This is a genomic window from Actinacidiphila bryophytorum (assembly GCF_016916835.1).
GTDB lineage: Bacteria > Actinomycetota > Actinomycetes > Streptomycetales > Streptomycetaceae > Actinacidiphila > Actinacidiphila bryophytorum.
Window position 1 is genome coordinate 119583 of the sequence record NZ_JAFFIX010000021.1, and the last position, 20904, is coordinate 140486.

A 20904-nucleotide genomic window follows, 5' to 3' on the forward strand; every position below is an offset into this window, starting at 1 on the left:
TCCGCCTCCTCGGCCGCACCGGTCACGCGGCGCTCCCTACCGGGCTCTGGCCCGTGATCCCCTTGGTGGAGGCGATCACCTCGCGGAGCTTCTTGGCAAGGGCCTCGTAGAACATGCTGAGCGGAAACTCGTCCGGCAGCACGTCGTCCACGAGTTTGCGCGGGGGCAGCGTCAGGTCCAGGGCGTCCGGCCCCTTGGCCCAGACCGAGCCGGGATGCGGCGAGAGATAGCTTGCGACCAGGTCGTAGGCGGCGAACCAGTGCACAAGCTTGGGGCGGTCGATCCCGTCCCGGTAGAGGGTCTCGATGTCGGCACAGAGCTGGTTGGTGACCTGCGGTGCGCGTTCCCAGTCGATGTGCAGGGTGTTGTCCGTCCAGCGTACGGCGTCGTGCTTGTGCAGGTAGGCGAAAAGCAGCTGACCACCGAGTCCGTCGTAGTTGCGGACCCGCTCGCCGGTGACCGGGAAGCGGAAGAGCCGGTCGAAGAGGATCGCGTACTGCACGCCCAGGCCCATGGGGTGGCCCTCGGCCTGCAGCTTGACCGCCTCGCGGAAGGTGGTCAGGTCGCAGCGCAGCTCCTCCAGCCCGTACATCCAGAACGGCGCCCGCTGCTTGATCATGAACGGGTCGAACGGCAGGTCGCCGTGGCTGTGGGTGCGGTCGTGGATCATGTCCCAGAGCACGTACGTCTGCTGTGCCAGCTCCTGGTCCTCGACCAGGCGCGCGGCCTCCGGCGGCAGCTCCAGGCCGAGGGTGTCCACGGCGGCTGCGGTCACCGCGCGGAAGCGGGCGGCCTCGCGGTCGCAGAAGATCGCGCCCCAGCTCCAGCGCTCCGGCGGCTTGCGCACGGCGACGGTCTCCGGGAAGAGCACCGCGGAGTTGGTGTCGTAGCCCGGGGTGAAGTCCTCGAAGGTGATCGGGACGAACTGCGGGTTGTCGTAGCGGGTGCGCTCGAGTTCGGCGAGCCAGTCGGGCCAGGTCACCCGCAGGGCGACGGCCTCCAGGTTGCGGTCCGGGTTGCCGTTCTGGGTGTACATCGGGAAGACGACCACATGGCGGCGGCCGTCGCGGCGGTCCGCGGACGGCTGGAAGGCCAGCAGCGAGTCGAGGAAGTCCGGGACGCCGAATCCCTCGTCGGCCCAGCGGCGCAGGTCGGCGGCCAGGGCGCGGTGGTAGTCGGCGTCGTGCGGCAGCAGGTCGGTGAGCCGGCCGACGGCGTCCACCACCTGGGCCACCGCCTGCTCGGCGTCCGCCCGGGAGGGCGCGCCCTCGGCGTCGAAGTCGATCGAACCGTCCTTGAGCTGCCAGGGCCTGACGGCCTCGACCGCCTGTTTCAGCGCCGCCCACGCGGGGTGACCGACCACGTCATCGCTGGATATCCGGCCGGTACGAGCCGTCGCCGACGAAAGAACTTCACCCATGACCGCTCCTCTACAGAAAAATTTGCCGTAGCCACACCGTATCCATGAGATTGTTCCCGCTTCAAGGGCACCCGAAGCGGATCATCCCGCCCCGTCCCCCTTCTGCGGCTGTTCTTGCGGCCGTTGTCCGGGTATGCGACGTGCACTTCAGTGGCCCGCCCCGGTGTGCCGACTCGTCACGGAGTGTTCGGCCCCGCGTCGCCCGGGCCGCTTAGGGTGCCGGTATGAGCTTCCTCACCGTCGGTCACCGCGGCGTCATGGGCGTCGAGCCGGAGAACACCCTGCGGTCCTTCCGCCGCGCCGAGCAGGCAGGCCTGGACCAGGTCGAGCTGGACCTGCACCTGAGCAAGGACGGCGCGCTGGTGGTGATGCACGACGCGGAGGTGGACAGGACCACCGACGGCAGCGGGCTGATCCGCGACCTCACGCTGGCCGAGATCCGCACGCTGGACGCGGGCCTCGGCGAGCGGGTGCCGGTCTTCGAGGAGGTGCTCGACGCGGTGGACCGGCCGATCCAGGCGGAGATCAAGGACACCGCCGCGGCCCGCGCGCTCGCCGACACCCTGCGCGAGCGCGGCGCGACCGGGCGGGTCAGCGTGCTGTCCTTCCACGACGAGGCGCTCGCCGAGATCCACTCGCTGCTGCCGGACATCCCGACCGTGCTGGTGGCCAGCGTCCTCGGCCCCGACATCGTGCCCCGTGCACAAGCCGTCGGCGCCCGGCTGGTCAGCCTCGACCTGACCCAGCTCAACCTGGACGTCGTACGCCGCTGCCAGGCCGCAGGCATCGCCGTGATGGCCTGGACCGTGAACACCGCTCAGGACTGGGCGCTGGCCAGGGCGCTGCGGCTGGACGGCGCGGCGACCGACCTGCCGGCCGAGCCCGCGGCCTGAACAGGCGGGCCGGGCGGGCGGCCGGGGAAGGGGGGAAGGTGGGGAAGGGGACCTGGCGTCAGCCGAGCTTCTTCGTCAGCAGCTCGAACTCCAGATCGTCCCTGGTCGGCAGTCCGAAGCGCTCGTCACCGTAAGGGAAGGCGCTGGTCTGCCCGGTCCTGGTGTAGCCGCGCCGTTCGTACCAGGCGATCAGGTCCTCGCGGACCGAGATCACCGTCATGTGCATCTCGGCGGCGCCCCACTCGTCGCGGGCGAAACGCTCCGCCTCCGCGATGATGAGCTTGCCCAGCCCTGCACCCTGCAGCGTGGGGCGCACCGCGAACATCCCGAAGTACGCGTGGTCGCCGCGGTGCTCCAGCTGGCAGCAGGCCACCAGCTCGCCGTCGGCCTCGACCGCGACCAGCCGGCTGTCGGCCTTCTCTATGACCGCGAGCACCCCCTCGGGGTCGGTGCGCTGCCCCTGGAGGATGTCCGCCTCGGTCGTCCACCCCGCGCGGCTCGCGTCGCCGCGGTAGGCGGACTCGATGAGCGCGACGAGCGCGGGGACGTCTTCTGCGGTGGCGGGGCGGAATCCGGGGCCGGCGGCGGTGTCCATGGCCGACAGGCTAGCCGAGGGCTTTCCGCCGCCGTACGGTGCGGCGGGGACCGGTGTCGCGGCACCGTACGGCGGCGGATCCGGGCAGGCGGCGGTCACCTGCGCGGGCAGGCGCGCGCGGCGGGAGCGCACTCCCCCCGTCCACCTCAGTGCGCTCGCGTGTGCGCCGCCGCGACCGGGCAGGTTGTCCTGGGGCCGCCTTCGCACCGGGCGGTCGTTCGAGTCCGAGGGGGGAGGGGCGATGCACGGACCGCCGCTGGTGGCCTGGCTGCTCGTGGCGCTCAGCGCCGCCGCGGCGGTCTCGTGCGTGCTGCGCAAGGAGCCGCGCGGCGAGGCGCTGCTCGGCGTGGGCATGGCGGTGATGGCCGTGCCGCTGTCGGTCTTCGACCCGCCGCGCTGGAGTACGGCGCTGCTCGCCGTCGTCTTCGCCGCCGTCGCCCTGCACGCGCTGCGCCCGTCCCCGCGCCGGACCTCCCACCGGGTGCACCACTCGGTGTGCGCGGGGGCGATGGTCTACATGTCGGCGGCGATGGCGGCAGCGGGTTCCGCGCACTCCGGCCATGCCGCCCACACCTCCGCCGGCGCCCCGCTGCTGACCGGGCTGCTGCTGGTCTACTTCGCCGGCTATGTGCTGCGCGCGGGCAGCCGGCTGGCGATGCCGGGCGGCCCGCACCCGGCCGCGCCGGCCGGCGGGGCGATACCCCTGCGGCACGCCCCCGAGGTGGCGGCGGCGTGCCGGGTGGCGATGGCACTGGCGATGTTCGCGATGCTGCTGACCCTGTGAACGCGGTGCCGCGCCGGAGAGCGCGGGTGGGCGGGGTGCCGCGAAGGACTTGTCCTGACCCTGTGCCCGCGGCGCCCCGGGCCTGCCCCCGCCTCCGGTATGCCACTCCCCCGGCACCCGGGCCTGCCGCGGCCTGACGTGCCCCGTGGGGCACGTCCGCACGGCACTGTGAGGGATGCGTCACATCGGGTGCCGGGCGGCCCCGCCGCCGACCGCCCGCTCCTAGGGTGATCGTCATGACGGTCCCGTTCGTGCTGCTGGTCCTGGGCGCACTGACGGCGGCAATGGCGCCGCGACTGCTCTCCCGTGCCCAGTGGCCGGATCGCGAACCCGTGCTCGCCCTGTGGGTGTGGCAGTGCGTCGTCGCCGCGGTGCTGCTGTGCTGCCTTTCCGCGCTGGCGCTCACCGCGTCGGCGGCCTGGGCGGCCGTGCGCGGGCATGTGTTCGCCTTCGCACCGCACGGCGTGGTCGACGCATACGGCCTGTCCGAGTACGGCCGCGGCGCCGGCGCGCTCGCCGTGATGCTCGCACTGGGCGGGCTGTGGACGGTGGCGATGCTCACCCGCGAGGTCAGGGCCGCACGCGGCAGGCGCCGGCAGCGCAGGGCCGAGCTGCGGCGCCGCTCACCGCGGCTGCCGGGCGAGGAGGTGCCGGCGGGCGAGCGCCTGGTGGTGCTGGAGGACCCGCGGTCCGACGCCTGGTGGCTGTCAGGCGCGGAGCCGCAGCTGGTGATCACCACCGCGGCACTCGACCGCCTCAAGGGCCGCCAGCTCGACGCGGTGCTCGCGCACGAGCAGGGGCACATGCGGGCCAGGCACGATGTGCTGCTGCACTGCGCGGGGGCGCTGGCGGGCGGATTCCCGCAGGTGCCGGTCTTCGCCGCGTTCCGCGACCAGGTGCACCACCTGGTCGAGCTGGCCGCCGACGACACCGCCTCGCGCCGCTTCGGCCGGCTCACCACCGCCCTGGCCCTGGTGGAACTGAACGAGGAGCGCGGTGTGTTCGGCCCTGCTCCCGCACCGCTGGCCGCGCTCCCCGGCCGGGTGCACCGGCTGCTCGACCCGGCGCCGCGGCTGCCGCTGGCCCGCCGGGTGCGGATGAGCGCCTGCGCTCTGCTGGTGCCCGCGGTGCCGCTGCTGATCGCCTTCGGCCCCGGCCTCGGCGCACTGACCTGGTGACGGGACCGGCTCTCTCCCGGCGGCCACACCTCGCAGTACCGGCGGTGCAGGCCGCACCATCCGGCGTACGGCCGGTGCGCCGCACGCCGGTCCGCGCAAGGCGACGACAGGAAGTGGCGAGGCGATGAGGCCCAGGGGCTGCATGTTCGACTTCTCCGGCACGGTCTTCCGTATCGAGCCGTGCGCCGACTGGCTGCGCGGGGCGCTCGACGCGGTGGGCGTCGAGGCGTCGGAGGACGAGATCGCGTACTGGGCGGGGCGGTTGGAGCAGTCCGGCGCCCAGCCCGGCGGTGCGACGCCGGCCGGCTGGATGCCCGATCCGGCGGCGGACTGGGAGCGCCGGGACCTGTCGGCGGAGCTGCACCGGCGGGCGTACACGGCGCAGTCCATGACCAGCGGGCTGCCCTGGGACATCCACGACGTGCTCTACGACCGGCACATGGCGCCCGCGGCCTGGCGCCCGTACCCGGACGCCGCCGAGGTGCTCAAGGCGCTGCGCGCACGGGGCGTCGCGGTGGCGGTGGTCAGCAACATCGGCTGGGACCTGCGGCCGGTCTTCGCCGAGCACGGCCTGGCCGACCTGGTCGACGCCTTCGTGCTGAGCTTCGAGGTCGGCAGCCAGAAGCCCGACCCGGCCATCTTCCTCGCGGCCTGCGCGGAGTTGGGGGTACCGCCGCGGGAGACCCTGATGGTGGGTGACGACCGCAGGGCCGACGGGGGCGCCGCCGCGGTCGGCTGCGCGGTCCACCTCGTGGAGCACCTGCCGGCCGACAGCAGGCCCGACGGGCTGCGCGGGGTACTCGACCTGCTGGGCTGACCCGGCCGACCGATACGCTCGACCTGCCGGGCCGGTGCCGCACGTGCGGACACGGCGGGCGCCGGCCCCGGCGATCCCCCGCGTCGCCGGGGCCGGCGCCCGTCCCCGTAACCCGTGCGGGCGCTGGCCCCACGGGATGCGCTGAGTATATTGGCTCGCAGCCAGTCAACGCAGGAGTAAAGCATGTCCCCTCGGAGCGCTTCGGTCAATGAAGCGATGCGCAGGCGTTCCCGGGAACGGCTGCTGCAAGCCACCGTCGAGCTCGTCGAGGAGCGCGGTTACGAGGCCACCACGCTGGCCGACATCACGCAGCGAGCCGGTTCCGCCCGGGGCCTGGTGTCGTACTACTTCTCCGGGAAGCGCGCGCTGCTGCAGTCGGCGGTGCACCGGCTGATGGCCGGTGAGCTGGCCGCCGCGCTGGAGCGCGAGCCGCGCACCGAGGACGGGCGGGAGCTGCTGGCCAGGGCCATCGACGCGATGCTCGGGGTGAGCACCGGTCACACCACGCTGATGCGCACGCACATGGCGTCGATCCTGCAGGAGGAGGGCTTCATCCAGTGCCCTGAGCAGCAGCGGCTCGCGCAACTGCTGCGGGAGACGATGGTCTGCTGGGGCGCGGCCGACCCCGAGGAGGAGTACCGGCTGCTGCGGGCACTGCTGATGGGTGCGTCGGTGGCCATGCTGCTGCCGGGCGCGCCGATGCCGATCCACCGGCTGCGCGCGGAGCTCTTCCACCGCTACGGACTGGACTGGGACGCGGGGGCGCCGCCGCCCGGGTCCGACAGCCACGACCCGTCGGTCGGCTTCCCGCCGCGGACGGTGGCCGACCGGGCGCCCGCAGGGGCGGTGTCAGACCCGCAGAAGTGAGACCAGGTCGTCCCAGCGGGCCATCAGCAGCCCCAGCCCCGCGCCGAAGACCGCGACGACCGCGCACATACCGACGTTGAAGTGCCCCTGCACCAGGGAGGCGGCAAGTCCCAGCAGCGCCGTCGCCACGAGGATGAGGTTGCGCACCACGTGCGGCACCCCCAGCGGGGTCTCCGACGCGCCGAAGCAGCGGCAGGGCACGGCGGCACCTCTGCGGACCACGGCGGTGACGGCGACGGTGAGGCAGCCGAGCAGTCCGGCCGCGATGAGGAAGGCGGCGGACCCGGCGAGGCGTACGGGGACGGCGGCGAGCACCACGACGGCCGCCTCGGCCACCGCCGTGGCCACCGCAGCAGCGGGCGCTTTCGCGCGGTCGATCACCGCCATCGCATTGATCGATTCGACGAACTCCTGCCAGGCGCTCCGGCTGGATATCTTGCCGGCCAGAGCGAGGAGGAAGACCGTGAGCAGCAGCAGCCTGCTGGCAATGTCAACGTACTGCACGGACCGAACTTAGCCACCGTCGGACGGATCTGACAATGGCTCGACGCAAGGCGATCTCCGCTGGTCGCGTCGTTGTGACCGAATATGGGACCCCACAGGGTTCAAACCATGAAATTACGACCCCCGTATCACTTGGGTTACTCTCGATGATCCACAGGCAAGGGGGTGGGCCGTCGTGCTGATTCGGTTGCTCGGGCCGGTAGAAGTGGAGCGCTCCGGCCAGTCGAGACCCGTGCGGCCGCCGCAGGTCGCGCTCGCGCTCGCCGCGCTGGCATGGGAGGCCGGCCGGGTGGTGCCGGTCGAGTCGCTGCTCGCCCGGGTATGGGGCGACGCCGTCCCGTCCGGCGCCCGGCGCACGCTGCACACCGTCATCACCCGCATCCGGCACGACGTGCTGGCAGACGACGGCGCCGTCGTGCGCAGGGTCGGCGGCTACCTGCTCGACGTGAAGGAGTCCGCGGTCGACGTGCTGCGCTTCCGCGGCCTGGTCAAGGAGGCGACGGCCGCGCACGATCCGGCTCCGCCGCTCGGCGAGGCGCTGGCACTGTGGCGGGGCGACCCGCTGACCGGGCTGCCCGGGGAGTGGGCCGAGCGCGCCCGGCACCGGATGCGCGACGAGCGCAAGGAGACGCAGCTGCGCTGGGCCCGGACGGTGACCGGCAGCGACCCCGCCGCGGCCACGACCGCCCTGTCCCCGCTGGCCGAGGAGTACCCGCTGGACGAACTGCTGGCCGCGGCGCTGATCGAGGCGCTGCACGCCTGCGGGCGCACCGCCGAGGCGCTGGCGCACTTCGCCCGGGTCCGCCGCACGCTGGCCGGCGAACTCGGCGTGGAGCCCGGCACCTCGCTGCAGCAGGTCCACCGGATGCTGCTGCAGTCCGACGCACCGCCCGAGCCGGCGCACCCGGTACCGCTGCAACTGCCGGTCGGCCTGCGGCACTTCGTCGGGCGGAGCGCAGAACTGGCGCAACTGGCCGCGATCGGGGCCGACGACCAGCCGGCCGGGGCCGCGGTCTGCGCCATATCCGGGCCGCCGGGCGTGGGCAAGTCGTCGGTGGCGCTGCGCTGGGCGCACCTGCAGCGCGACCGCTTCCCCGGCGGGCAGCTCTACGCCGACCTGAGCACCGTCGACCCGGGCGACGCGGCCGTGGTGCTGCCGCGCTTCCTGGCCGCACTCGGCGTCCCCGAGGCGCAGGTGCCCTCCGGCCACGAGGCGCAGGTCGGCCTCTACCGCAGCCTGCTGGCCGGCCGCCGGGTGCTGGTGGTGCTGGACAACGCGCACGGCGCCGCCCAGGTGCGGCCGCTGGTCGCCACGGGTCCCGGCTGCCTGACCCTGGTCACCAGCAGGTCCGAGCTGTCGGGCCTCGCGGTCACCGCGGGCGCCTACCTGCTGCACCTGGACGTCATGCCGAGCGAGGACGCCTACCGCCTGCTGGCCGCCTGGCTGGGCGAGGCGCGGCTGGCGGCGGAGCCCGCTGCCGCCGAGCTGATCATCCGGCGCTGCGGGCGGCTCCCGCTGGCGCTGGCCATCGTCGCGGCCCAGCTGTCCCGGCGCACCGACCTGCCGCTGGCCGAGGTCGCGGCCGATCTGGAGCACACCGACTCCGACCTGGAGCCCTTCGCGCACAGCGACCCGGCGATCGACCTGCGCCGGGTCTTCTGGCGCTCCTACCGTGAGCTGTCAGCCGCCGGCGCCCGGCTCTTCCGCCGGCTCGGGCAGCACCCGGGGCCGCACCTGTCGCTGTCGGCGGCGGCCAGCCTGGCAGGTCTGCCGGTGGAGCACACCCGGGAACTGACCGCGCACCTCAGCGGCGCCAACCTGGTCGAGCTGCGCCCGCCGGGCCGGCTCTACCTGCACGCCCTGCTGCGGGTGTACGCGGTCGAGAAGGGCGTGAACGCCGACAGTACGGCGGTGCGCCAGGCGGCCACCAGGCGGCTGCTCGACCACTGCCTGCACTCGGCCGCCGCGGCGGGCGCCCTGTGCTATCCGCACCGCGACCGCCTGCCGCTGGAAGCCCCGGAGCCCGGCGCGGTGGTGGAGCGGTTCGCCGACCACACCGAGGCGCTGCGGTGGTACGCCGACGAGTCGGTGGCGCTGCCCGCCCTGCTCGCCATGGCGACCGAGGCGGGACTCGACCGGCACGCCTGGCAGCTGGCGTGCTCCTTCGCGGAGTTCATGCAGCGCCGCGGGCTGTGGGAGGAGACACTCCGGGTGCACGCGGTGGCGCTGCCCGCCACGCGGCGGCTCGGCGACCGGCTGGGCGAGGCGCACTGCCGCAACAACACCGCGCGCGCCCTGGTCAGACTGGGCCGCGACGGCGAGGCGGTCGAGCAGTTCGAGCGGGCGATCGAGCTGTACAAGGACCTCGGGGAGCCGGCGCTGCAGGCGTACGTCCTGCTGGGGCTGGCAGGGCCGCTGAGCAGGGAGCGGCCGAGCCGGGCGCTGGGGCCGACGCTGCGGGCGCGCGAGCTGTTCCTGCAGGCGGGCGACCGGGTCGCGGCGGCGCGCGCCCTCAACAACGCCGGGTGGCTGCGCGCCCACGAGGGCGAGCACGAGGCGGCGCTGGAGGAGTGCCGCAGGGCGCAGCGCATCCTGGCCGACCTCAAGTGCCCGGACGGCGAGGGGCACGCGTGGGACAGCATCGCGTACATCCTCGACGTCCAGGGCGACACCGCGGGTGCGGTGGCCGGATTCGAGCGGGCGGCGGAGCTCTTCCACGGCTGCGACGACCTGCACCCGGCGGCCGAGACCCTGGTGCGGCTGGGCGAGACCCATGTGCGGGCCGGCGACCCGGCCGCCGCGGCCGACGCCTGGCAGCGGGCGGCCGACTTCTACGGCGCCCTGGGAAACGCGCAGGCCGAGGCCGTACGGGAGCGGGCAAGGGCACTGGTGACGGGCCGTTGAGAAGTCGTTGAGAAACCGCTCACAGCCCTGGCACAGGCTGCCCGGAGCGGCGCGATACGGCGTGATCCGTCGTACCGCCGCGACGGGGCGGGAACGCGTCCGGCCCCCGTGACCGAAGGGAAGATTCCATGCGCCTCATGAACAAGCTCGCCGACCGGCTGCTCGAGGCGGTCGCGCCGCACACCGTGGCACGGGCCGCCGACTGCGACATCACGTGCGGAGCCGCTGCCGGCTGCGGCCCGAGGCCCGCAGGTGCAATCTGCTGCTACTACCCGAACGGCCACACCAGCTGCGGTGGTTGCTCGAACCAGATCGCCTGCAGCTAGGTCACCGCGCTCGCCGGCGAGGGCTGGTACGGCAGCCACGCCCGGTCCCCTCGGTGACAGGTGCCCGGCGGCCCCCCGACCGCCGGGCACGGCTGATCCTTCCCTTTCACACGGAGTACTCCATGCCCTTCTTGATTGCTGTCGTGTCCCTCCTCGGTGTCCTCTGCCTGCTGACCTTGGTGCTGACCCTCGGGGTGATCCGCCGGCTCCGGGAACACACGAAGCTGATGGACGCGCTGTACGAGGCCGTCGACCTGTTGGGCGCCGGACCTGCCACGAGCCTCGCAAAGCTGGACAAGGGCGAGCTGGTCGGTGACTTCGCCGCCACGACGCTGGACGGGGACCAGGTGACGCGCGAGCTGCTTCCCGAGGGCGCGGTGGTGGCGTTCCTGTCCGCCAACTGCGCAGGGTGCCGCGCGCAGCTCCCCGAGATCGCCTCCTGGGCCGCGGGCCAGGACCGGCGCCAGGTCGTGGCGGTGCTCGACTCCAGTGCCGGCGACCCCGAGGAGCTGGTCACGGCGCTGTCGCCGGTCGCGCAGGTGGTCGTGGAGGACGACCTCGCCATGGGCAATGCCTTCGGCCTCAAGGTGTTCCCGACCTTCTACCAGGTCTCAGGGGAAGGCCGGCTGCTCGCGGTCGAGGGCAAGGTCTCCCGGCTGCCCGTGGGGTCGCCGGCGTGACCGACGACGGGCTGCGTATCACGCCGACGCGGCGGGAACTGCTGCGCAGCGCGGTACGCACCTTGTCGCGGGTATGGCGGTCGGCGCCTGCACAACTTCTGGCTTATCTGGCAGTGGCGCTGGTGGGTTCCGCGGCGCCGGTCATGGTGGCGTGGCTGACCAGGGCCGTGCTCGACCATGTCGCCCAGCACAGGACGGGCTCGCTGCTCGGCCTGGCGCTGGCGATCACCGCGGTCACCACGGCCGTCGCGGTGGCCTCGCACGCAGCACAGTACCTGCGGGCCGAGGTGGACCGGCGGACGGCGGCATCCGCGAAGGACGAGCTGTTTGCGGCGGTCTCCCGCTCCACGGGGCTCGCCGGCTTCGAGAACCCGGCCTTCCTCGACCGGCTGCGGCTGGCCCAGCAGAGCGCGAGCCACCCCGGCCGGCTGGTGGACACCACGGTGTCGGCGGCGAGCGGCCTGGTGACCGTCGTCGGCTTCGTCGGCTCGCTCGCGCTGATCAGTCCCGCCTTCACCGTCCTGGTCCTGCTGGCGGCAGTGCCGGCGCTGCTCATCGAGATGCGGCTGTCGCGGCGGCGTACCGCGATGCTCTGGCGGATCGGCCCTGCCGAGCGCCGCGAGGCCTTCTACGCGCAGCTGATGTCGACCGCGAGCGCCGCGAAGGAGATCCGGCTGTTCGCGCTCGGCGACTTCCTGCGCCTGCGGATGCTCGCCGAACTGCGCACCGCCAACGCGGCCCGCCGCCGGGTCGACCGGCAGGAGCTGCTCATCCAGTCGGGCCTGGCGGCCGCCTCCGCCGGTGTCGCAGGGGCCGGACTCGTCTGGGCGATCCTCGCGGCAGGCGACGGACGGCTCGGCATCGGCGACGTGTCGATGTTCGTGGCAGCGATCGCCGGGGTGCAGGGGGCGCTGAACGTCATGGTGGCGGCCGGCGTGATGGCCTACGAGCACCTGCTGAACTTCCAGCACGAGGTCTCGATCGTGACCGCAGGCCCCGACCTTCCGCTGCCCGCGGCCGGCCGGGACCTGCCGCCGCTGCGCCGTGGCATCGAGCTGCGCGACGTCTGGTTCCGCTACAGCGACGACCACCCGTGGATCCTGCGCGGCGTCGACCTGTTCGTCCCGCACGGCCAGACCGTCGCCCTGGTGGGGCGCAACGGGGCGGGCAAGAGCACCCTGGCGAAGCTGCTGTGCCGCTTCTACGACCCGACCCGCGGGGCGATCCTGTGGGACGGCGTGGACATCCGCGACGTACCGCCGCAGGCGCTGCGCGACCGTATCAGCGCGGTCTTCCAGGACTTCGTGTCCTACGAGCTGACCGCGGCGGAGAACATCGCGGTGGGCGACCTCGCGCTCGCCGGGGACGAGGAGCGCATCGCGCGGGCGGCGCGGGAGGCCGACGTCCACGACACCGTCACGGCCCTGCCGCACGGCTACCGCACTCTGCTGAGCCGCGGGTTCGCCTCCGAGCAGGACGAGGAGGCGGACGGGGTGCTGCTGTCCGGCGGGCAGTGGCAGCGGCTCGCGCTGGCCCGCGGCTTCCTGCGCCGCGACCGCGACCTGATGATCCTCGACGAACCCAGCTCCGGCCTGGACCCGGAGGCCGAGTACGAGGTGCACCGCCAGTTGAGGAAGCTGCGGTCGGGGCGTACCAGCGTGATGATCTCGCACCGGCTCGGCGCGATCCGCGACGTCGACCGGATCGTGGTGCTGGCCGACGGTGTCGTCGCGGAGGAGGGCGGCCACACCGCGCTGCTGGCCGACGGCGGTGTGTACGCCCGGCTGTTCAGCCGCCAGGCGGCCGGCTACCGCGACGACGACATGGAGCCGACGGGAGCCCTGCAGTGACCGGCGCCCTGGCGGTGCTCGCCGCTCTCGTCGTCGCCGCTGCCCTTGCGGCCCTGTGGCTGCGCGGGCGCTACCTGGTGGTGACCGTGCACGGCGAGAGCATGCTGCCGACGTACCGGCCCGGCGAGCGGGTGCTGGTGCGCCGGACGCCGGCCGGCGCGCTGCACGCGGGACAGGTGGTCGTGCTCAGCGGGCACCACGCACCGCCGCCTGAGGCTTTTCCGCCCGGAATGGACAGGACGGCGCCCGCCCCCTGGATCATCAAGCGCGTCACCGCCGTGCCCGGCGACCCGATCCCCCGCGACACCGTGCCCGCGCTGCGTTCAGAACCGGGTACGCACGTGCCGGCCGGGCGGCTGGTGGTGCTGGGCGACAACCCGGCTCGCTCGCACGACTCCCGCCGCACCGGCTACGTCGCCGCCGACCGCCTCTACGGCGTCGCGGTGCGCAAACTCGGCGCCTGAATCCCGGAGGCGCTAGGGAAGGCGCCAGTCCACCGGCTGGGCGCCCTGGCGGATCAGCAGGTCGTTGGTCCGGCTGAAGGGGCGCGAGCCGAAGAAGCCGCGGTCGGCGGACATCGGGGAGGGGTGCGCCGACTCGATCGCGGGGAAGCCGTCGAGGAAGGGCCGCAGATTACGGGCGTCGCGCCCCCACAGCACCGACACCAGCGGCTTGCCGCGGGCGGCCAGCGCGCGGATCGCCTGCTCGGTGACCTCTTCCCAGCCCTTGCCGCGGTGCGCGGCGGGCTTGCGCGGGGCGGTGGTCAGCGCCCTGTTCAGCAGCAGCACGCCCTGCCGGGTCCACGGGGTCAGGTCGCCGTTGGAGGGCCGCGGCAGGCCCAGGTCGGTGTTCAGCTCACGGAAGATGTTCTCCAGGCTGCCCGGCAGCTGGCGCACCTCGGGCGCCACGGAGAAGCTGAGCCCGACCGCCATGCCGGGGGTGGGGTACGGGTCCTGGCCGACGATCAGCACCCGCACGTCGTCGAAAGGCTGCTGGAAGGCGCGCAGCACGTTCGACCCGGCCGGCAGATAGGTGCGGCCCGCCGCGATCTCCGCGCGCAGGAAGTCCCCCATCGCCGCGATCCGCCCGGCCACCGGGCGCAGCGCCTCGGCCCATCCCGGCTCGACAAGTTCGCTCAACTCTCTTGCTGCCACGGCCGATCACCCTACCGGCCCCGCGCGGCGCCCCATGACCGCGCGGCAGGGGCCGCGGCCCCGCCCGCAGGCACGCCGACAGCGGGTGGAAACCTGACCTCCCCTGACCGGCGCTTGACGGTACTCTGCCCGGGTGACAACGCATTCGAATACCCCGGCGGGCTGGTACGCGGACCCGCAAGGCACTCCGAACCTGCTCCGGTACTGGGACGGCACCCAGTGGACCGAGCACACCAACCCGGGCCAGGTGCCGCAGCAGCAGCAGAGCGGGGGCAGCGCGTGGGAGCTGAACGTCAGCCGCACCCCGGACCCGTCGAAGGTGCAGCACCAGGTGCAGCAGCAGGCGGGTGTCTCGCCGACGGCGTACGGCGGCGGCACGCTGTTCACCGAGCCGGTCCTGGTGGTCAACCAGAAGGCCAAGCTGATCGAGCTGGTCAACGAGTACAGCGTCTTCGACCAGAACGGCCGCACGCTGGGCTCGGTCGTCGAGGTGGGGCAGAGCACCGCGAAGAAGGTGCTGCGCTTCGTCTCCAGCGTCGACCAGTTCCTGACCCACAAGCTGGAGGTCAGGGACGCGCAGGGGCAGCCGCACCTGGTGCTGACCCGGCCGGCGAAGTTCATCAAGTCCAAGGTGCTGGTGCACCGGGCCAACGGTGAGCCGCTCGGCGAGATCGTCCAGCAGAACGCCTTCGGCAAGATCAAGTTCGGCTTCATGTACAACGGCCAGCAGATCGGTGCGATCAAGGCGGAGAACTGGCGGGCCTGGAACTTCGCCATCGTCGACCACACCGACACGGAGATCGCCCGGATCACCAAGACCTGGGAGGGCCTGGCCAAGACGATGTTCACCACGGCGGACAACTACGTGCTGCAGATCCACCGGCAGCTCGCCGATCCGCTGCTGAGCATGGTCGTCGCCTCCGCCCTGACCGTGGACACCGCCCTCAAGCAGGACTCCCGCGGGCTCGGCTGAGCCAGTGCCCGGCACAACGCACTGGGTGCTCGGCGTCGACTCCGGCGGCTCGGGGGTGCGGGTGGCGATCACCCGCGCCGACGGCTCCGGGGGTCCCGGCGCGGTCGCCGACGACCGGCCGGTGCCCACGGGTGAGCGCGGCATCGACGCGGCCGCCCTGCTGGACCGGGTGCTGCCGCGGGTCGCCGGGTTGCTGCGCGAGGTGGCGGCCGACTCGCTGGCCGCGGCATGCGTCGGCGCGGCCGGCATGGCCTCGCTCGGCGACGACCTGCGCGCGGCGCTGCCTGCCGCCCTGGAGGACGCTTTCGGGGTACGGGCGCTCGCCCTGGCCGGCGACGCCGTCACCGCCTACGCGGGCGCGCTGGGGCTGTCCCCGGGTGTAGTGGTCGCGGCGGGCACCGGCCTGATCGCGCTGGGCACCTCGGGTGAGAGCTGGCGGCGTGCCGACGGCTGGGGCCATCTGCTGGGCGACGCGGGCGGCGGCGCCTGGATCGGCCGGGCCGGCCTGGAGGCGGCCATGCGCGCCCACGACGGCAGGGCCGGCGGGTCGGCCGCGCTGCTGGCCCGCGCGCAGCAGCGGTTCGGGCCTGCGGGCGCGATGCCCTCTGTGGTCTACCCGCGCACCGACCGGCCGGCCGTGCTCGCGTCCTTCGCGCCCGACGTGGCGCAGTGCGCCGCACAGGACCCGGTGGCCTCGGAGATCCTGCGGCAGGCCGCCCAGCACATCCTGGAGTCGGCCGCGGCCGCCCGCCCGCAGCTGCCGGGCGAGACCCGCGTGGGCCTGGCCGGCGGGCTGTTCAAGATGGGCGAGCCGCTGCTCGGGCCGCTGCGCGACCAGGCGGAGTGGCTGCTGCCCGACGCGGTCCTGGTGCCCGCCGCGGGCGACCCGCTGGACGGCGCACTGCTGATCGCCCGGGCGCTGCACGAGGACCGTCTGACGCTGCCGGTCGACGGTGTGCTGCTGCACGCCGTTCGGCGATAGCCGCTGCTCAGACGCGTACGATAATGGCCGGGTGACCGAACGTCACCGGGGAAACGGACAGTTCTGGACAGGTCTGACCTGTCTCGTACCCGGCCGAGCAGGACCGCGCCGCAAGGCGTTAGCATGCGTCGCCATGAGCACTACCACAGGCGGTCCCGCCTCCGGCCTTCCCGTTCGCATGCCGCGCCCGCGCCAGACCGGACGCCACCGCCGACCGGAGGCGCTGGCCGCCCCCGAGGGCGCTCCGGTGCTGGTCCTCGCCGTCCCCGGTACCCCCTCGAAAGCGGCGCTGAGCCTGGCCGAGGAGGTCGTGAGCATCGCCCGCTCCGAGCTGTCGGGGCTCGACCCGCGGATCGGCTTCGTGGACGGCGAAGGCGACCAGGACAGCGAATTCCCCTCCCTGCGCAGCGTGCTGGACCAGGTCGCGGGCGAGCGGGCGGGCGAGGACACCGCGGCGGTCGTGGTGCCGCTGCTGGCCGGCCCCGAGGCGTCTGTGCTGCGCCGGGTGCGGCAGGCCGTCGCCGACAGCAAGGCGCAGGTCGAGCTGACCGAGGTGCTCGGCCCGCACCCGCTGCTGGCCGAGGCGCTGCACGTGAGGCTGTCCGAGGCGGGCCTGGCCCGCGCGGACCGGGCGCGGCTGTTCACGGTGGCCACGGCGGCCGACGGCATCATCCTCGCCACGGTCGGCGGCGAGGAGGCGGCACAGGCCGCGGGCGTGACCGGGCTGCTGCTGGCCGCACGGCTCGCGGTGCCGGTGCTGGCCGCGGCGCTCGACGAGGACGGCGCCATCGCGCAGGCGGCGGAGCAGCTGCGGGCCTCGGGTTCTGCGACCCTGGCGCTCGCGCCCTGCCTGATCGGCCCGGAGATCGCCCCGCAGCTGCTGCACACCGCGGCGGCCGAGGCGGGCTGCTCCGGCGCCGACGCGCTCGGCCCCTACCCGGCGGTCGGCAAGCTGGTGGTCACGCAGTACGCGGCCGCGCTGGGCCTTTCGATGCAGCAGCCGCAGGGGGCGCCCACGCACTGACGCCGTCCCCTGGCGGCGGAAGCACGGCACGGCGGCGGGCGGTCCCTCCTGGAGGGGCCGCCCGCCGCCGTGCCACCCGGGCGGGGACACCGCCACGGTTCGGTACGGGTGGCCGTGCGGTCGGTGCCGCGCGGTCGGTGCGGTCCGTGCGGTCAGACGAAGCGCACACAGGACACGGCGGGTACGGGCAGGGAGCCGGCCTGCTCGGGGATGCCGGTGGCCGGGTCGATGTCGAACCAGGTGACGTCGCCCGAGCGCTCGTTGGCCGCGTAGAGCCGGCTGCCAGACGGGTCGAGGACCAGGTCGCGCGGCCAGTCGCCGCCGCAGCTCACGGTCGTGAGCAGCTCCAGGTTCTCGCCGCTCTCGTCCAGGCCGAGCACCGCGATGCTGTTGTGGCCGCGGTTGGCCGCCCACGCGAACCGGCCGTCGTGCGAGACCACCAGCTCCGAGGGGTAGTTCTCGCCTTCCACGCCCTCGGGCAGCACCCGGGTCTCGGACACCGGTCGCAGGCTGCCGCGCTCGGGGTCCCAGGTGCAGACGGTGACCACCGAGTCCAGTTCGTTCATCACGTAGGCGTGGCGCCCCGCCGGGTGGAAGACCAGGTGGCGCGGGCCGATGCCGGAGCGCAGGCCGAGCTCCCGCTCGATCTCCAGCTCGCCGGTGGCGGGGTCGAGTTCGCAGACCCGGACCGAGTCGGTGCCCAGGTCCACGCTGACCGCCCAGCGGCCGCTGGGGTCGGTGAGCACCGCGTGCGCGTGCGGCCCCTGCTGGCGCTGCTGGTTCGGTCCGTCGCCCTCGTGCTCCAGCAGCGAGCGCATCGCGCCGATGCTGCCGTCCGCCTCGATGCCCAGCACGCTGACGCTGCCCGGTTCCGCGTAGTTGGCGGTCAGCAGGTGGCCGCGGTGGACGGCGAGGTGGGTGGGGGCGCCGCCGCGCACCGAGACCGGCTTGCCGAGCAGCTTGGGGGCGCCGGGGTCGGCGAGCGAGAAGGCGGCGGCCGCGCCCTCGGGTTCCGTCTCGCTGACCGCGTAGAGCGTCCTGCCGTCGGGGGACGCGGTGAGGTAGGACGGGTTGGGCACGTCGGCGGTGTCCCCGAGCGCCACCAGCGCTCCCGTGTCCGGGTCGACGGTGGCCGTGGTGAGACCGCGCCCACCCGCCGAAGTGAACGACCCGATGTAAACGTGCCCGGCCACTGCCGTACCTCTTCCGCCTGATGTCTGTACGGCGGCTGAGAGTAGTACCTGACGTCCGGCCCGTCGCCCCCGGGGCCGCCACTGGCCCGCCGATGCGCCTTGCGGCCGGGGCCGTTGGGTGCGGCGGGCGGGCGCTTGCTGCGGTGATGGCTCAAAGTGGTCGGTCAGGCCCGGGCCATCAGTACGGTGATCTTGAACATCCCGACGACGGCGAGGAGGCCGCGGTCCCATGCCGCTGGACGCCCTGGACGCCCGCATACTGCGGCTGCTGCTCGACCGGCCGCGCACCAGCGTCCGCGAGTACGCCCGCATCCTGGGCGTCGCCCGCGGGACCCTGCAGGCCCGGCTGGAGCGGCTGGAACGCGACGGGGTCATCGTCATGGCGGGTCCCCGGGTCTCCCCTGCCGCGCTGGGGCACCCGGTGCTGGCGTTCGTACGGATCGAGGTCGCCAGGGGCCACCTGGACGACGTGGGCGACGCGCTCGCCTCGGTGCCGGAGATCGTCGAGGCCTTCTCCATCACCGGCAGCGGCGGCGACCTGCTCACCCGGGTCGTCGCGCGCGACAACGCGCATCTGGAGGGCGTCATCCAGCGGCTCGGGCGGCTGCCCGGGGTGGTGCGGATCCGTACCGAGATAGCGCTGAGCGAGCGCGTGGCGCACCGGGTCCTGCCGCTGGTCGAGTCGCTGAGCCCGGCCGAAGGCAGCGACGGCGGCACCCGCGGCGCGGAGAGCGGGGGCGAGGACGGGAGCGGCGGCGCTCAGCGCGAGGCCAGGTAGTCCTTCGCGGCCTGCGGGGCCTTGGTGTACGACCCGGCGTCGAAGGGCGGCTGCGGGTCGTACTCGATGGCCAACTGGAAGGCCTGGGCCGCGACGGGTCCCGCGATCAGCTCGGCCAGCCGCAGCGCCATGTCGATGCCGGACGACACACCGGCGGCGGTGACGATCCGGCCCTGCTCGACGACCCGCTGCTCGGTGTACCTGGCGCCGTACGCCTCCAGCAGGTCGGTGGCGCTCCAGTGGGTGGTCGCATGGAGGTCCTTGAGCAGCCCTGCCGCGCCGAGCAGCAGCGAGCCGGTGCACACCGACGTGGTCCAGCCCGCGGTGGCGTCGATCCGCCTGATCCAGTCCAGCAGCGCCTCGTTGCCGAGGTTCGCACGGGCGCCGGGGCCGCCGGGCACGACCAGGACGTCGGCGGCGGTGACGTCGGCGAAGGCCGCGGTGGCGGTGAGCGTGAGCATCCCGGCCCCGTCGGTGACCGGTCCGGCCTCGGCGGCGGCGAAGACCACGTCGGCGTCCGGCAGCATCCGCAGGACCTCGTAGGGGCCGACGGCGTCGAGTGCGGTGAGGCCGTCGAAGACCGGGAAGACGATGCGCATGGCGGTGGCCCTTCTGGCCGGGGACACCGGCCGGGTGATGGATACGACGGGATACGGGATACGGGTGCGGGTACGGGTACGGGGTACGGGGTACGGCCGGCTGTGCGGTGCCGCAGGCCCGCGTGCTCGGGGCCGGGGCTCAGCCGGCGGCGGAGTGCGGGGCGAAACGCCTGCGGTATTCGCCCGGCGTGACCTGGACGGCGCGCTTGAAGCTGCGCTGGAGGGTCTCGCGGGTGCCGTAGCCACAGGCGCGTGCCACCGCCTCGACGGTGGTGCCGGTGGACTCCAGCAGGCGGCGGGCGGCCTCCACCCGCGCGCTCTCGACAAATGCAGCCGGTGTGCGGCCGGTCTCGGCGCGGAAGACCCGGGTGAAGTGGCGCTCGCTCATCCCGGCCCTGGCCGCGAGCGCCGGGACACCGAGGTCGTCGGCCAGGTGGTCGGCGACCCAGTCGAGTACGTCGCGCAGCGGCTGCCGCTCTGGCCGCCGGGCGGCCAGCTGCGCGCTGAACTGCGCCTGGCCGCCGGGGCGCTGCACGAACATCACCAGCTGCCTGGCCACCGCCCTGGCCACCTCGGGGCCGTCGTCCGCCTCGACCATGGCCAGGGCGAGGTCGATACCGGCGGTGACGCCCGCCGACGTCCACAGGTCGCCGTCGCGGACGAAGATCGGGTCGGGGTCGACGGCGGCAGCGGGATGGCGCTGCGCGAGCAGATCGCACGCCGACCAGTGCGTGACGACCCGCCGCCCCTCGAGCAGCCCGGCGGCCCCGAGCAGGAAGGCGCCGCTGCACACCGAGGCGGTGCGGCGGGCCCGCCGTGATGTGCGGGCGAACCAGTCCACGAACTCGGCGTCCTGGCACGCCTGGTGGACGCCCCGGCCGCCGACCGCGACGAGGGTGTCGACCGGCCCCGTGACCTCGCCCGCGGTCAGGGTCGGGGTCACCGTGATGCCGCCGCTGCTGGCGACGGGGCCGGGCGCCGCCGCCACGGTGTCCACGGCGACCCCCTGGCCCGCCGCCCCGGCTGCCCCGGCCGCCAGCCGCCCGGCCTGGACGAAGACCTCGTTCGGGCCTGCGAGGTCGAGCAGCTGGAAGCCGGGGAAAACGGCGAAGACGATGCGGCGGCTGGTCATGGCTCCATCGTGGGTGCGCGCCGCGATGGCGGCAAGGACAGCCTTATGACGATTCCCGCCATCCCGACGCGGCATGACCGGCGTGGCACGGTCGGCGCATGGCACCGTGAGAGCGATCCCACGCTTCGGACTGACACATGCTCACCACCAGGTGATATGCACACCACATGCTCTTGGCATCGATAACATCGATGTGCCAGAGTTCCCCGGGGGCCATGCAGAGCGGGCAGAGCCGGCATGGGCGAACCGA

The 20904-nt window shown here is 73.7% G+C and carries 21 protein-coding genes; 14 read left to right on the forward strand and 7 right to left on the reverse strand.

Annotated elements, in window-relative coordinates; all coding sequences use genetic code 11:
• Positions 1-22: 22 nt before the first annotated feature.
• Complete coding sequence (locus JT723_RS26205; protein WP_205047251.1) at positions 23-1420, reverse strand: DUF6421 family protein; 1398 nt, start codon at positions 1418-1420, stop codon at positions 23-25.
• Between the two features lie 224 nt (positions 1421-1644).
• Here JT723_RS26205 and JT723_RS26210 point away from each other — a divergent pair, with 224 nt between their 5' ends.
• Positions 1645-2313, forward strand: a complete 669-nt coding sequence (locus JT723_RS26210; RefSeq protein WP_205047252.1) for a glycerophosphodiester phosphodiesterase — start codon at positions 1645-1647, stop codon at positions 2311-2313.
• A 58-nt stretch (positions 2314-2371) separates the two neighbouring features.
• Here the strand turns inward: JT723_RS26210 and JT723_RS26215 are convergent, their stop codons facing one another.
• Positions 2372-2908: a GNAT family N-acetyltransferase gene (locus JT723_RS26215; RefSeq protein WP_205047253.1), complete on the reverse strand. Its 537-nt coding sequence runs from the start codon at positions 2906-2908 to the stop codon at positions 2372-2374.
• Between the two features lie 241 nt (positions 2909-3149).
• Between JT723_RS26215 and JT723_RS26220 the strand changes: the two genes are divergently transcribed.
• The 4 genes from JT723_RS26220 (at position 3150) to JT723_RS26235 (ending at position 6554) form a co-directional block, all read left to right on the forward strand.
• The gene (locus tag JT723_RS26220) at positions 3150-3692 is read left to right on the forward strand and encodes a DUF5134 domain-containing protein (protein ID WP_205047254.1); all 543 of its coding nucleotides are present in this window, start codon (positions 3150-3152) and stop codon (positions 3690-3692) included.
• Positions 3693-3928: 236 nt separating this feature from the next.
• Positions 3929-4870: a M56 family metallopeptidase gene (locus JT723_RS26225; protein ID WP_205047255.1), complete on the forward strand. Its 942-nt coding sequence runs from the start codon at positions 3929-3931 to the stop codon at positions 4868-4870.
• Positions 4871-5012: 142 nt separating this feature from the next.
• Positions 5013-5687, forward strand: a complete 675-nt coding sequence (locus JT723_RS26230; RefSeq protein ID WP_240166196.1) for an HAD family hydrolase — start codon at positions 5013-5015, stop codon at positions 5685-5687.
• Between the two features lie 183 nt (positions 5688-5870).
• A complete protein-coding gene (locus JT723_RS26235) occupies positions 5871-6554 on the forward strand; it encodes a TetR/AcrR family transcriptional regulator (RefSeq protein WP_205047257.1) in 684 nt (227 codons plus the stop codon).
• Here the strand turns inward: JT723_RS26235 and JT723_RS26240 are convergent.
• On the reverse strand, positions 6537-7058 hold the full coding sequence (locus JT723_RS26240) for a MauE/DoxX family redox-associated membrane protein (protein ID WP_205047258.1): 522 nt from the start codon (positions 7056-7058) through the stop codon (positions 6537-6539). The two genes, JT723_RS26235 and JT723_RS26240, sit on opposite strands and share 18 nt — an antisense overlap.
• A gap of 175 nt (positions 7059-7233) precedes the next feature.
• Here JT723_RS26240 and JT723_RS26245 point away from each other — a divergent pair, with 175 nt between their 5' ends.
• The 5 genes from JT723_RS26245 (at position 7234) to JT723_RS35450 (ending at position 13283) form a co-directional block, all read left to right on the forward strand.
• On the forward strand, positions 7234-9963 hold the full coding sequence (locus tag JT723_RS26245; RefSeq protein WP_205047259.1) for an AfsR/SARP family transcriptional regulator: 2730 nt from the start codon (positions 7234-7236) through the stop codon (positions 9961-9963).
• A 128-nt stretch (positions 9964-10091) separates the two neighbouring features.
• Complete coding sequence (locus JT723_RS26250) at positions 10092-10289, forward strand: hypothetical protein (protein WP_205047260.1); 198 nt, start codon at positions 10092-10094, stop codon at positions 10287-10289.
• 122 nt (positions 10290-10411) lie between these two features.
• Positions 10412-10969 (forward strand): TlpA disulfide reductase family protein, encoded by a 558-nt coding sequence (locus JT723_RS26255; protein ID WP_205047261.1) that lies wholly within the window; start codon positions 10412-10414, stop codon positions 10967-10969.
• A complete protein-coding gene (locus JT723_RS26260; protein ID WP_251512647.1) occupies positions 10966-12819 on the forward strand; it encodes an ABC transporter ATP-binding protein in 1854 nt (617 codons plus the stop codon). Before JT723_RS26255 ends, JT723_RS26260 begins: the two co-directional genes overlap by 4 nt.
• Positions 12816-13283 carry a S26 family signal peptidase gene (locus tag JT723_RS35450; protein ID WP_251512645.1) on the forward strand — a complete coding sequence of 156 codons (468 nt, stop codon included), beginning with the start codon at positions 12816-12818 and terminating at the stop codon, positions 13281-13283. Before JT723_RS26260 ends, JT723_RS35450 begins: the two co-directional genes overlap by 4 nt.
• A gap of 12 nt (positions 13284-13295) precedes the next feature.
• Here JT723_RS35450 and JT723_RS26265 read toward each other — a convergent pair whose 3' ends face one another.
• Positions 13296-13973, reverse strand: a complete 678-nt coding sequence (locus tag JT723_RS26265; protein WP_205047262.1) for a uracil-DNA glycosylase — start codon at positions 13971-13973, stop codon at positions 13296-13298.
• 133 nt (positions 13974-14106) lie between these two features.
• Here JT723_RS26265 and JT723_RS26270 point away from each other — a divergent pair, with 133 nt between their 5' ends.
• The 3 genes from JT723_RS26270 to JT723_RS26280 all read left to right on the forward strand — a co-directional run bounded on the left by JT723_RS26270 (position 14107) and on the right by JT723_RS26280 (position 16952).
• Positions 14107-14946 (forward strand): LURP-one-related family protein, encoded by an 840-nt coding sequence (locus JT723_RS26270; RefSeq protein ID WP_205047263.1) that lies wholly within the window; start codon positions 14107-14109, stop codon positions 14944-14946.
• Between the two features lie 4 nt (positions 14947-14950).
• The gene (locus tag JT723_RS26275) at positions 14951-15928 is read left to right on the forward strand and encodes an N-acetylglucosamine kinase (RefSeq protein WP_205047264.1); all 978 of its coding nucleotides are present in this window, start codon (positions 14951-14953) and stop codon (positions 15926-15928) included.
• A 133-nt stretch (positions 15929-16061) separates the two neighbouring features.
• Positions 16062-16952 (forward strand): sirohydrochlorin chelatase, encoded by an 891-nt coding sequence (locus JT723_RS26280; protein WP_205047265.1) that lies wholly within the window; start codon positions 16062-16064, stop codon positions 16950-16952.
• Positions 16953-17104: 152 nt separating this feature from the next.
• On the opposite strand, the gene JT723_RS26285 is transcribed toward JT723_RS26280, so the two are convergent.
• On the reverse strand, positions 17105-18145 hold the full coding sequence (locus JT723_RS26285; RefSeq protein ID WP_251512643.1) for a lactonase family protein: 1041 nt from the start codon (positions 18143-18145) through the stop codon (positions 17105-17107).
• A 229-nt stretch (positions 18146-18374) separates the two neighbouring features.
• Here JT723_RS26285 and JT723_RS26290 point away from each other — a divergent pair, with 229 nt between their 5' ends.
• A complete protein-coding gene (locus JT723_RS26290; protein WP_205047267.1) occupies positions 18375-18923 on the forward strand; it encodes an Lrp/AsnC family transcriptional regulator in 549 nt (182 codons plus the stop codon).
• Here JT723_RS26290 and JT723_RS26295 read toward each other — a convergent pair.
• Positions 18905-19522, reverse strand: a complete 618-nt coding sequence (locus JT723_RS26295; protein WP_205047268.1) for a DJ-1/PfpI family protein — start codon at positions 19520-19522, stop codon at positions 18905-18907. The genes JT723_RS26290 and JT723_RS26295 overlap by 19 nt on opposite strands.
• A 139-nt stretch (positions 19523-19661) precedes the next feature.
• Entirely contained in the window at positions 19662-20654 is a 993-nt protein-coding gene (locus JT723_RS26300; protein WP_205047269.1) for a GlxA family transcriptional regulator, read from the reverse strand.
• Between the last annotated feature and the right edge of the window lie 250 nt (positions 20655-20904).